Genomic DNA, 11,058 nt, shown 5'->3' with positions numbered 1-11,058 from the left:
CGCAAAAAGCCGGATGGTCAGATGAAATCTGAGGGGGGTCAAAATTGGACGCCGATTACCCCGCCAAGGGGGTCAAATTTGCACGCCGAAACACAGTCCAGCGTCAGGTCCGCGACGATCTTCTTCAGCCGCGCATTCTCGTCCTCGAGCTGCTTCAGCTTCTTCATCTCCGGCGGCAACAGACCCGCGTATTTTTTCTTCCAGTTGAAATAGGTCGCCTGGCTGATCCCCGCCTTGCGGCAGATCTCCGCGACCGTCACCCCTTCATCACCCTGCTTCAGAATGAACGCCTTCTGCGCGTCCGAAAACTGCGATGCCTTCATCGTCTTCCGTTCCTTTCTCAGCCAGGAAAAATCACCGGAAAACTCTAACCAAAATCGGTCCAGTTTGAAGGGTTCAGATCAATACGGACATGGGATGGTGGTATCCGCCAGTTTCTCGTCGATGAACAATGCGATCCGGATGTGGTCGACCGCGTTATGGCAGACGAGATGAAACGCGACCTATAATATCGGCTCTCTCGAGCGAAAATGCCTTCGCCGGACGCTCACAACTAAAACAGAAGGTCCCCAACACCGAGGGGCCTTGAATTGCCACATGGCACGTTTTTATCGGGCCTCAGGCATCGTTACGCAAAACCCGCCTCGAAAACGTGAAGACGGTCATGCCGACGAAGAAGACGGCTGCGGAGCAGATGGCGAGATAGGTGACGTCGAGGCCAACCGCCCTGTACTCAGGGTAGAAGCCTGACCGGAAAAGCATGATCAGATGGCAGAGGGGATTGTAGAGCAGTAACTCCCGATAAGGATGGGGGATCGAGTCGGGTAGGAAGAACACGCCAGACATCAGAAACATTGGACGCGTGAAGATGCCGTAAATTTGCTCGTAGAGAGCATACCTGACAAACAAGACGCTGTTGAACATACCGACACCAAGTGCCAGTGCTCCACCGAACACTTCAGCTTCGATCAACCGTGGCCAGTCGAACTCGGGAATGTGATAGAACGTCATGAAGATCGCGGAGAACACGATTATGGCGACGAGCGTCGTGGTCATGGTCTGCAAGATATAGCGCGCGATGACCGCATCGATCGGCGCGACGTTCGGATAACTGAGCAGCGTTTTGTTGGCCCGCACTGCAGACCCCAGATAAGAGACCTTAGCGTTATAGATCTGAAATCCGAGATATCCGGTTGCGAAGAAAAGCACGAAACTGGTTCCGACTGCCGGCGCGTGCGCGATCGCGCTGAAGATCACCGTCATCATCGCGATATAGCCGATGGGCTCGATTAGCGCCCAGATATAGCCGCCAGGCTTCGAACCGAACTTAGTCGACATTTCACGAACGATCAGCGCTGAGACCACTCGCACATGGGTCGCGACCAAAGTCATCGGCTATTTGCACTCCGGATGTGTTGTCGCTAGTCTTTATCCTTTTTGCTTCACTAGGGGCAAGGTCTTGTTTTGGGATGATCGTGCTTTCGATCGTTCCCCATCCACGAAAATGCCGGTGATACCATGAGCGCCATAACCTCACCGGGTTCGGAATGCTTGACGCCGTCTACCGGGCGAGGTCTTTCTTTACCAACACGGAAGACACCGATGGATCGCGCGAAATTCTTCGCGGCCGTGCGCTCGCTCGACGTGCAGGTAGAAGGAATCGAGGTGTTTCTCGACTGGGCTGGGCGTCGACGAAGCCCAATTCAGCATGCGGCCGCAATCCTGGCAGAGCCACACCACGAAACCGACGGTGCCCGCAGCCGGCAACACCAGTCGCGACGCGGGCTGCCACTAAGGTGGGCGCGGCCTCACCCAGATCGCCGGTAACACGAACTACGTCAAGTTCAACCTCGCCGGCACGCCCTAACAAGACGAGTGAAATGGATACTGCAGCCCGCTCCTATTCGATGGCATGATCAATCAACTCGGTGGACACCTTCGCCACGAAAGCTGATCTTTAGGACGGAACGCGAAGCTGCCGTAACGCTTTGATTTGGTTTGCTGGCGTCCCTCGGCTTCGGTCCCCATCCCTGGCGCTCTCTTCCTCTGGCGACGGGTGATCGCGCGGGCCGCTCTCCTGTCCCGCAGGATTGGCGGGCCGCCTTTGCTTATTGCGCCGGAGCGGTTGTTGACGGCTGCGTAGTGGAAGGTTGTGTTGACGGCGCGGTCGTTGACGGTTCGGTAGTCGAAGGCGTCGTTGTCGAAGGTTGCGTGGTTGTAGAGGGTGGCATGGTTGACGGCTCTGTCGTCGAAGGCTTCAACGTTGTTGGTGTCGTAGAGGTCGCAGGCTCCGTTGTGGTTGTCGGCGGTGTCGCCGTTTCCGTAGTCGCTTCCTTCTTTGGCATCAGAACGACGACAAGGATGATAACCACCACGGCGAGAATTATTCCGATGACCGTATTTCGATTCATGTTTCAGTCCTCTTGGATGAAACCGAGCCGCGAATTGTAACACGGCAAGCAAAACCGGAGATGAATGCGCTTGCTGCTATTGTGCGCCCTTACAGGCGATCTCTTCGCATGCCGAGCAGCATATTTCTGTCGTTGCTGGCGAGTTTGTGGCAATCGAAACGTAGAAGCCTCTGGATACGCGATCGATGTGCAGTCGCAGTTTGTTTGTGTAACGATGGCTGTGTTGCGAAACCTCGGCAGGCCCGGACGCGCCACAGCGAGGGCACAGCAAATCGATGCGATAGTAATAGTGCAGTGGGCTTTCTGAGGCGCGTTTCATGGGTCAACTATATCACAAACTCACTCGATCCGGATTAGTCGCTCGTGCGTGCTCATGAAGCGATGGTTGCCACTTGTTTGTGGTGACGATTACGGCCGGAAATGTGCCTGCCGGCAGCAATGCCACGCGCGACACCGGTATAGTCGTCGAGACTATCAGGGCCGGCAAGGCTGCTTTTCTGAACGCAGCTACCAATCGCTGGATGCTTTCCGACAACAACGGCACTGGCACGCGCTAGGTCAAAGGTATCGTCCTGAATGGCGCTTCCGCCAATCAGCCGCTGGCCGTTCTCAGAGACGGCGACATCACGATCGGTGCGACCGCGGGTGGCATCTGTGTCCGGGCCGATCTCGTAACCGACTTGGATACCATTCAGATCGGTGTTGCGAAGAGCGCGGCGGTGCTGGCGGTCAGCATCCAGGATCCGGGCGTAACGCTCTAATGACTTAGCTCCCGTTCACCGGGTCGTCAGGGTAGGCGGATTTGATCGGGGACACCCCGCTCTGTTTCTCCGGAAAACTCCTCCGATAGAGCGGCTAAAGACCTTTTCACATCGTCGAGCCGCACCTCGGTTTCCCCATCTCCCATGTCCTTCAGAATTTGATCGAGCGAGGCGTCGAGGTCGCCAATCTCATTGCGCATTTCGATCAGCAAAAAGCGTTCATAGGGGGTGAGGCCGCTCATAGCGTCTTTCACCTTCGGTCCGCCAAAGATCCAGCGACTTATAGAGCCCATTCTTATGCCCCTCCCAAGGCACTCTGCACCATAATGCAGGTTTTTGTTAGAGCTAGCAATATCAGTGATTGCTAAAGTGCTTTGAAAGGATACTCCGATGAGCAACGTGTTGTCGGATTTCAACTTTGAGAACTACTCTTACAGCGGCCACAACATGCAAGAGCTGTTGGATCGGATCCGCCTTGACACGGTCACGGGCTATGCGCCGATCATCCGAAACACATGGGCCTCACCTACGTCTTCATTATGGAGGGCTACAATTCCTACAACGAAGGCGTGAGCTTCACCAACTATCAGGAGGACATCCGTCTGATGGTTGAGACAGTGAAGTCATTCGGCGCAATCCCGGTCCTTTGCAGCGAATGGAAAGCGGTCTACGACGCCTCGCACACTCTTCGCATGTTCGACGGCACCACGAACGGAGCCTTCACGCAAGGGCCAACGGGCGTTCAGCGCCCCTATTGCCGATCGCTCCATCGGTTCGTCAAGACGATGGCGCGACCGGCAAACGCGATGAAGCTCTTTCGCAAGCGTGGCAGCGTCACCGTTACCGATAACAACGATTGTTCCGGAACGCCTACGAGCGAGCCGAACGGTTCAATGAGATTCTGATCAACCAGGTTTCACTCAGCCCAGCCACCGCCAAATACTATGACGAGTTGATTGCGAGTGCCGGTTCCTATGACCAGAACTACATCACGCAGTCGGAATATCTGCTGCTGCAGTATGGCGGAACGATTTCGCTTGGGGACTACGCGCTGCTCGAAGTCGTGGTCAACGCTACACACAGGTCGGAGCCGATAGGTTCGAGCTCAAACTTTCCGACCCGGAAGTCACGGTCTATGTGAAGGATGCCTTTCAGTCGCCGTACCGGGCCGACGGTAAGTCAGCCTGCCTCTGGACGGAGATCACCGGTTCCGCCGGCGTCTTTGCGATCGATCATACCGACCTGCCAGGCAAGATGCATTTCGAGAAGCTGACTTTCCTGCTCCACAAGAGCGGTGGGGTCACTATCAGCGAGCCGAAGGTGAGGTGGTGGGTGATGCCGGGAAGTCGGGTTACCCGATTGCGGCAAGCCCGACTTCCCGGCAGCAAAAGGCGCGGACCTGCTGAACGTCACCAAGTTCGCGACGATTTCCGGGAACAAGGCGAGGGGTTGGGATGATGCTGGTGGCACGATCACGCATTCCAACGTCACGACCTATCAGCTGCCCTACGACATCACCCACTTCATCAACGTCGATGCCACGAAGAAGGTCGTGCAGACGTTGAACTATGCGTTCGATAACTTCGACGACATCGAAGTCGAGAACCGTGTGACAGCTCGGTATTTCCCCTCGGTGTTTGCATCGAGCGGCTCTTATCCGGGCGGCGCGGCGATCAATCAGGAATCCTTCGATTGGCGGCAGGTGGTGGTCGATCTGATCGATCCGACCGGGACATTCGTGTTCACCCAGGCCCGCAAGATCGGTCTGTGGAGGGATGAGGTCGTGTTCCGGGCCATCCTGCCGATGCGGGTCAACCCGCTCGATATCCGCATCAGCGGTAGCGCGGAGATCCAGCTCGCTAAGGTCAGCGTGAACCGGATTTGACGAGGGAAAGATGATGACGAGCAGCGAGTCGGTCGATTTCTGGACCGCCGAAGCGGAAACATTTAGCAAGGAACTGCTGGTCGTTTCGGATCTGACCTATGCCAGGCAAATCAACCATAGGCGATGATTGTGACGAAGAACGTCCTGGAAGCCGGGCGTTCTGCTGCTGCCGGAGAAGTTCCCCCAATACAGATAAGTTTGGAGTAGTGAAAACGATAGCCCACGAGAAGTTATGTAAATCTCAAGAACGGGAGTGCTCAGGACGTTGGCCCTTGAGAAATTGACTTCCCCAGCATTTCCGGGCACTCAGTTCCAAATACATAAGTTGAGAGAACTGGAAATGATTTCCTTTAAGACATTACGAAAGTACGTGGAAAGGCGGGTCGCATTGACTAGAAAGCGGCCTCTGCCCTCCACAATTTCAAAGGTACCGGAAGCAAGTTTTTCTGATTGGCTAGCGAATTCTCAATCCGTAAGAAACTTTCCGGCCACTTACCCGGTAAACAATATAAAATTCAAAGGGTTCCATATGTGGCCGGCGTTGCGGTTTTACATATGGCTGCGTCTGATTTGCGTCATGATGGGAAGGCCTGTAGCCGGGAAGAACGTTTTCAGCGGGTTTCCAGCGATGGTGTGGCGTGATCTCTACGTGGACGAACACAACGCTGTCAGCGCTGACGATCTCGAAGGAAAGTCGGCTCCGGTTGATTTCGTGGTATTCTCCAATCAGAACAGCATTGACCTATGCGAAATAGATGGCGTCTCGTACAATCGTCTCTCCGACCCGCTTTGTGAACTGCTCGCCAAGCATGGAACGGTGCAAAAAGTAGAGTACCTAAAAGCTCAGGGGCATCTTCCTAAGAACCGGCATATTGCACCAAAGTATATTTTGCCTTCGGTTGTTCGAGGAACCCGCAATCATTTGCTGATCAGTGGTTTGTCACACGCCATCCCGGCGATGAAGAAAGCTTTCCCCAAGGCCGCTATTACAGACGAAATCATCAACTTCTACCTTGATGAATTCTTCAATATGAAGGAAACGTTCAAAAAAATCCTCGAGGAATATCGGCCGCGCTGCGCATTCTTTAGCCCTATCGACTATTCTTTCCCGCTCATCATGGCGTGCAAGGAGTGCGGCGTGATTGCCGTTGACATTCAGCACGGCAACCATGTCGGCTTTAACCTGCCCTACAATCATTGGGATGAAGCGCCACTCGATGGTTATCACCTCTTCCCAGACGTATTCCTTGCGTGGGGAAGTCGCGAAAAGAGGGCCATGGCGAAGACGTTCCCATCCACTCGCATCATAACTGCGGGTTCTCCTTGGCTCGACTACTTCGAGGACAAGAGCCCCCGCGGCTCCGCCTTGGTTGAGAAAACCTTGGCAAAGGCAGGAGACCACAAGAAAGTCGTCGTAATCACGTTGCGCGATCAGGTGGAGTTCCCCCCCTTGCTCAGCGCTATCATCAGTGATGACAGAGCCAAGGAGGCGGGGCTTTTGTTCCTCGTCAAGCCGCACCCGAAGAACAGCAAGCTTCGAGGCATCCCTAGACTTGCAAATGTGTTCATGCCTGACGGGATTAAGGGGGTCAGCATCCCCAACCTGGCCCCGTACACGGCGCTTCATCTGACCGTCAATTCCTCATCGATTTTCGAGTTTGAGTATTACGGTGTGCCATCGTTTGTCTTTGGTGACGAACCGCTTGTTGATTACGCTGACCTCATCGAAGAGGGAAGGCTGGCATATATGACCTGTGCTGACGAATTCTATCGTAGCCTCGATGAGCTCGACCAAAAAGAACTGCCGTCGCCTCTCATTGACAATGGAAGTGACGAACTAGACGAATATCTGTCTGGGGTCATGGCGTGGAGTGCGAGGGCAGGCTAGCCCGTATGAATCGTCCAACCAACAGCAGATCCGCACCTTCCTGAGCCCCACCAAAAGCGGGGGTAAGGTGCCATAGCCGAATAACAATTCCGCCATCCCTCTTAGATCGCCCGCGTCAACTGGAATGCATCCTTACAGTGAGACAGAGAAATTGCAGGACAATTGCCGGCTTGTGAGTTCAGGTACGGCACTTGCGTGCGACGATAATAAGGACTGTTCGTATTCCTAGCGCCAATCCGGCGAAATCCATAATGCCGATTGGCCAAGGCCAGCCTTTGGTTGCCATCTCGTAGACCGGTTTCTTCCTGACGCGGCGCTGATTGCTGCCAGTACCGGTAGTACCCCGCCCGGCTAACACCAGCCAGACGGCAAATCTGTTCGATTCCTGTCGAGCCTTGCGGCATCCGGGCTGTCATTTTCTGGATGACTTCGAAGACGCCGCCCCTCCAGGCGCGTCTTTCTGCTGTTGACTGCCCCTGACATGCCGCAAGGCTTCTTGAAAAAAATCGAGTTCAACCTGATGCTGGCAAATCTTGCTTTGCTAAATCTTGGCTTTCTTCCAACCATTTCCAGTTCCTGTATTCGAGAAACTGTCCGCTACTTAATATGTCTCAGTTGCGCATTCCGATGAAGTCGGCCATTGATTCCGAAACGAAACCGGCCACCTATTCCGATTTCATTCCGGCCACTATTCCGATCTGAATCCGGCCAGTCGGTGCTCCCCTGGGTCGTTGTTTTGAATGGCTCGTGATTGTCGCGCGGTCAAGCGGCGGATGGTGTTTGACGCTGCTTTCGCAAGCTCTCGCCGGACAGTTCGATGCGGTAGGCGTTGTGGACAAGGCGGTCGAGGACGGCATCGGCGATCGTTGGATTGCCGATCATGTCATACCAGTGATCGACGGGCACCTGGCTGGTGACGATGGTGGATCGCTTCTCGTAGCGGTCCTCGACGATCTCCAGGAGATCGCGCTGCTGCTCGTCGTTGAGCTTCTCGGGCCCCCAGTCGTCGAGGATGAGCAGGTCGGATCTGGCGAGCGCCTTGAGGACCTTGGGATAACGGCCGTCGCCGCGCGCGAGCGCAAGGGTGGCGAACAGCCTGGGCAGGCGATGATAGGCGACGGAGAAGTCCTCCCGGCAGGCCTTGTGTCCGAGCGCGCAGGCCAGCCAGCTCTTTCCGACGCCGGCGGGTCCAATCAGCAAGAGGCTGTGGTGTTGCCTGATCCAATCGCAGTTGGCGAGCTTCAGGAAGAGATTGCGATCGAGGCCGCGGGCGGCGCGGAAGTCGATGTTCTCGACCTGGGCGTCATGGCGCAGCCTCGCGGCCCGAGCCCTTGCCTCGAAGCGCTTCTGACGGCGCGTGGTCGCCTCGCGCTCAAGAAGAAGAGCGAGCCATTCGCCATGTTCGAGGTGTCTGGCTTCCGGCTGCGCCTCGAGTTCCTGATAGGCGCTGGTCATGCCTGTCAGGCCGAGTTCGCGCAGCATGTCGATGGTTGGATTGGTCAGCATCGTTGGGTGTCTCCTCAATGAAAGTAGCCGGGGCCGCGCAGGTTGGCGTGTTCCATGACAGCGGCGGGTTCGGTGGAATGTCTGGCGGGCTTGTGGGTGCCGATGAGCGAGGTAATGGTCTTGCAGGTCAGGCCGCCGATCTCGACGGCGCGCGCCGAAACGGCCTCGGCGTGTTCATGGCTGATGTCGCGATAAAGGCGCAGGATGCCGAGGCATGTTCTGAAGCCTTGCTCGGGATGCGGCCGGCTGGCGAGGATAGCGGTCATCAACCCCTCGGTCTGCGGACCGATGGACGCGCCCCAGCGCCGGAAGCGCTCCGGCGTCCAATCGGCATAGCGGCGGTGGGAGCTCGGCATGTGCGCGGGGTCTGTTCCATAGCGCGGCCCGCCATAGCGGCGCTGGTGGACAGCAACGCGTTTGCCGCGATGGAAGACCTCGATCATCCGCGCTGTCGCCCGGATGTCGACCTGCTGGCGGATGAGGGTGTGCGGGACGGAATAGAAGAAGCTCCTGAACTCGACATGATAATCCGTCGAAGCTCATGCAAAGCGCCATTCGGCGAACTCGTAATCCTCAGCCGGCAAGCGGGCGAGCGCGGCGCGCTCGACGGTGTCGAAGAGATGTTTGCGGCTGACGCCGAGGCGGCGCATGACGTGATTGTTGATGCGCTCCAGCACCTCGGCAATGGCAGCATTGGCCTCGGCAAGCGAGAAGAACGTCTGCTTGCGCAAGCGACCGAGAATGCAGCTCTGGGCGAAGCGCATGCCGTTCTCGACCTTGGCCTGTCCTTCGGACGCCGCGGCCGCGCCGGCAGAACGCCAACGCCATAGTGGGACGCCATCATGCCGTAACTGCGGTTGATCTCGGGATCGTAGAAGCTGGCGCGGCTGACGCCGGACTTCAGATTGTCGGGCACGACCAAGCGGGGCACACCGCCGAAGAACGCGAACATGTGCACATGTGAGCTGATCCAGTCCGGCAAGGTCTGGGTCCAGGTGGCCTCAGCGAATGTGAAGCTCGACGCGCCGAGCACGCCGAGGAACAGCTCTGCCTCGCGGACTTCGCCGGTCTTGCGATCGACGATCGGCACCTTCTTGCCGGAATAGTCGACGAAGACCTTGTCGCCGGCCGCATGCTCCTGGCGCATTGTCGGCGACAGGCGCTGCTCGAAGCCGCGGAACAGCTCGCAGAAACGGCTATAGCCATAACCATCGGGATGGACGCTGCGATATTCCTCCCACAGGATCAGCAGCGTCACGCCGGGCTTCTTCAGCTCGATGGAAAGCTCTGCCCAGTTCGGCTCGTGACGTCGTCGCTGTCCCTGTTTGACGCCGGCGCGGGTGAAAAGCCGATGCTCCAACGCATCGTCTGTCAGTTCTCCTGGCAATGGCCAGCTCAGTCCCGCCATGGCTGCCCGCTTCAGGTTATCCTGCACGGTGCTGCGGGCAACGCCGAGGATCACTGCGATCTCGCGGCTGCTGGTTCCGCTCCCGGCGAGCCGGAGCATCTGTCGTAATTGTCTCATGGTCAGCTTTCTCTTTGCCGGCATCAAAATCTCCCCGTGTATCGGGAGGCTTGATGCCAAAGTTGCTGACCCAGAGGGGATCGTTAGTGCCGAAATCCGGCCGGTAATTGATTGGAATCGTGGCCGGCTTCAAATCGGAACGGTGGCCGGATATTGATCGGAATGCCGGCCGCCTTCACGTCGGAATCCGCATCTCAGTTGAGGGTGCATTCCGTCGCTGTCCGGGATTTAAGTACCCCTCCGGTGACGGCCGCCTTGCTGAGGTAGGCTGAAGACTGCAAGTCCTAGTGCAAGCACTAGGAGTAGTCCTATGACAAAGCAGCTTGTTGAGGTGATTACATCGGTCGAGCGTCGTCGACGCTGGTCTCGAGAGGAGAAGGAGCGGCTGGTCGCGGCAACGCTCGAGCCGACCGCCAGTGTTTCGGAGATCGCGCGCTCGGCGGGGATCCACGTGAGCCAGCTTTTCCGCTGGCGTAAGGAACTCTGCCAGATCTCCGCGTCGTCCATCCCGCAATTCGTTCCCGTGGAGGTCGTCGGGACGTTGCCAGAGCCGCCGACGCCGGCATCACCGGAGCCGCCGCCGGCCCCTCGCTCGCGCAAGAAAGCAAGCATGGTGATGATCGAGCTTGGCGGTGGCCGTCGCCTGCGGGTCGAGAGCGACATCGATACCGAAGCCTTGGCCCGGATCCTCGATGTGTTGGAGCGGCGATGATACCGGTCCCGAGCGGTGTAAAGGTGTGGCTGGCCACTGGCTACACGGACATGCGGAGAGGCTTTCCCGGTCTGTCGCTGATGGTGCAGGAGACGTTGAAGCGCGATCCGATGAGCGGCCATCTCTTCGTCTTCCGGGGCCGGAGCGGCGGCCTGATCAAGGTGATTTGGCACGATGGCCAGGGTGCCTGCCTGTTCACGAAGAAGCTCGAGCGCGGCCGCTTCATCTGGCCGTCGGCGGCCGACGGCACGGTGGTGATCACGCCGGCGCAGCTCGGCTATTTGCTCGAAGGCATCGACTGGCGAATGCCGCAAAAAACCTGGCGTCCGAGCTCGGCCGGATGAGCAAAACCGCTGGCACGGCGGGAGCG

General features: G+C 57.3%; 12 protein-coding genes and 1 pseudogene. 6 read left to right on the top strand and 7 right to left on the bottom strand.

Features of this window, described 5'->3' with window-relative positions; all coding sequences use genetic code 11:
• Positions 1-95 precede the first annotated feature (95 nt).
• The 4 genes and pseudogenes from ACIQUG_RS15205 to ACIQUG_RS15190 form a co-directional block, all read right to left on the bottom strand.
• A pseudogene (locus ACIQUG_RS15205) lies at positions 96-323 on the bottom strand (transposase); the annotation flags it as partial.
• Positions 324-618: 295 nt separating this feature from the next.
• A complete protein-coding gene (locus ACIQUG_RS15200; protein ID WP_402323002.1) occupies positions 619-1,392 on the bottom strand; it encodes an ABC transporter permease in 774 nt (257 codons plus the stop codon).
• A 528-nt stretch (positions 1,393-1,920) separates the two neighbouring features.
• The gene (locus tag ACIQUG_RS15195) at positions 1,921-2,454 is read right to left on the bottom strand and encodes a hypothetical protein (RefSeq protein ID WP_402323001.1); all 534 of its coding nucleotides are present in this window, start codon (positions 2,452-2,454) and stop codon (positions 1,921-1,923) included.
• Positions 2,455-3,198: 744 nt separating this feature from the next.
• Positions 3,199-3,414 carry a hypothetical protein gene (locus ACIQUG_RS15190; RefSeq protein WP_402323000.1) on the bottom strand — a complete coding sequence of 72 codons (216 nt, stop codon included), beginning with the start codon at positions 3,412-3,414 and terminating at the stop codon, positions 3,199-3,201.
• A gap of 273 nt (positions 3,415-3,687) precedes the next feature.
• Here ACIQUG_RS15190 and ACIQUG_RS15185 point away from each other — a divergent pair, with 273 nt between their 5' ends.
• From ACIQUG_RS15185 to ACIQUG_RS15170, 4 genes are all read left to right on the top strand, one after another.
• A complete protein-coding gene (locus ACIQUG_RS15185; RefSeq protein ID WP_402322999.1) occupies positions 3,688-4,077 on the top strand; it encodes a hypothetical protein in 390 nt (129 codons plus the stop codon).
• 232 nt (positions 4,078-4,309) lie between these two features.
• A complete protein-coding gene (locus tag ACIQUG_RS15180; RefSeq protein WP_402322998.1) occupies positions 4,310-4,630 on the top strand; it encodes a hypothetical protein in 321 nt (106 codons plus the stop codon).
• 94 nt (positions 4,631-4,724) lie between these two features.
• Positions 4,725-5,057 carry a hypothetical protein gene (locus ACIQUG_RS15175; protein ID WP_402322997.1) on the top strand — a complete coding sequence of 111 codons (333 nt, stop codon included), beginning with the start codon at positions 4,725-4,727 and terminating at the stop codon, positions 5,055-5,057.
• A 340-nt stretch (positions 5,058-5,397) separates the two neighbouring features.
• Positions 5,398-6,945, top strand: coding sequence for a hypothetical protein (locus ACIQUG_RS15170; protein WP_402322996.1), 1,548 nt, complete (start codon positions 5,398-5,400; stop codon positions 6,943-6,945).
• A gap of 762 nt (positions 6,946-7,707) precedes the next feature.
• Here ACIQUG_RS15170 and istB read toward each other — a convergent pair.
• The 3 genes from istB to istA are packed head-to-tail and all read right to left on the bottom strand — an operon-like array spanning position 7,708 to position 9,958.
• Positions 7,708-8,451 (bottom strand): IS21-like element helper ATPase IstB, encoded by a 744-nt coding sequence (gene istB / locus ACIQUG_RS15165; RefSeq protein WP_402322995.1) that lies wholly within the window; start codon positions 8,449-8,451, stop codon positions 7,708-7,710.
• 14 nt (positions 8,452-8,465) lie between these two features.
• Entirely contained in the window at positions 8,466-8,930 is a 465-nt protein-coding gene (locus tag ACIQUG_RS15160; protein ID WP_402323045.1) for a Mu transposase domain-containing protein, read from the bottom strand.
• On the bottom strand, positions 8,891-9,958 hold the full coding sequence (gene istA, locus ACIQUG_RS15155; RefSeq protein WP_402322994.1) for an IS21 family transposase: 1,068 nt from the start codon (positions 9,956-9,958) through the stop codon (positions 8,891-8,893). Before istA ends, ACIQUG_RS15160 begins: the two co-directional genes overlap by 40 nt.
• 328 nt (positions 9,959-10,286) lie before the next feature.
• Here istA and tnpA point away from each other — a divergent pair, with 328 nt between their 5' ends.
• On the top strand, positions 10,287-10,688 hold the full coding sequence (gene tnpA / locus ACIQUG_RS15150; protein ID WP_402322993.1) for an IS66-like element accessory protein TnpA: 402 nt from the start codon (positions 10,287-10,289) through the stop codon (positions 10,686-10,688).
• A complete protein-coding gene (gene tnpB, locus ACIQUG_RS15145) occupies positions 10,685-11,032 on the top strand; it encodes an IS66 family insertion sequence element accessory protein TnpB (RefSeq protein ID WP_060529439.1) in 348 nt (115 codons plus the stop codon). Before tnpA ends, tnpB begins: the two co-directional genes overlap by 4 nt.
• The last annotated feature ends 26 nt before the right edge of the window (positions 11,033-11,058 follow it).

Source organism: Ensifer sp. NPDC090286 (assembly GCF_044769565.1).
Taxonomy (GTDB): domain Bacteria; phylum Pseudomonadota; class Alphaproteobacteria; order Rhizobiales; family Rhizobiaceae; genus Ensifer.
This window is presented reverse-complemented; position numbering and strand designations above follow the sequence as displayed.

Excerpts from the sequence above, each read along its gene's own strand:
- tnpA (WP_402322993.1), top strand. The coding sequence starts at position 10,287 with ATGACAAAGCAGCTTGTTGAGGTGATTACATCGGTCGAGCGTCGTCGA.
- tnpB (WP_060529439.1), top strand. The coding sequence starts at position 10,685 with ATGATACCGGTCCCGAGCGGTGTAAAGGTGTGGCTGGCCACTGGCTAC.
- istB (WP_402322995.1), bottom strand. The coding sequence starts at position 8,451 with ATGCTGACCAATCCAACCATCGACATGCTGCGCGAACTCGGCCTGACA.
- ACIQUG_RS15170 (WP_402322996.1), top strand. The coding sequence starts at position 5,398 with ATGATTTCCTTTAAGACATTACGAAAGTACGTGGAAAGGCGGGTCGCA.
- ACIQUG_RS15190 (WP_402323000.1), bottom strand. The coding sequence starts at position 3,414 with ATGAGCGGCCTCACCCCCTATGAACGCTTTTTGCTGATCGAAATGCGC.
- istA (WP_402322994.1), bottom strand. The coding sequence starts at position 9,958 with ATGCTCCGGCTCGCCGGGAGCGGAACCAGCAGCCGCGAGATCGCAGTG.
- ACIQUG_RS15185 (WP_402322999.1), top strand. The coding sequence starts at position 3,688 with ATGGGCCTCACCTACGTCTTCATTATGGAGGGCTACAATTCCTACAAC.
- ACIQUG_RS15200 (WP_402323002.1), bottom strand. The coding sequence starts at position 1,392 with ATGACTTTGGTCGCGACCCATGTGCGAGTGGTCTCAGCGCTGATCGTT.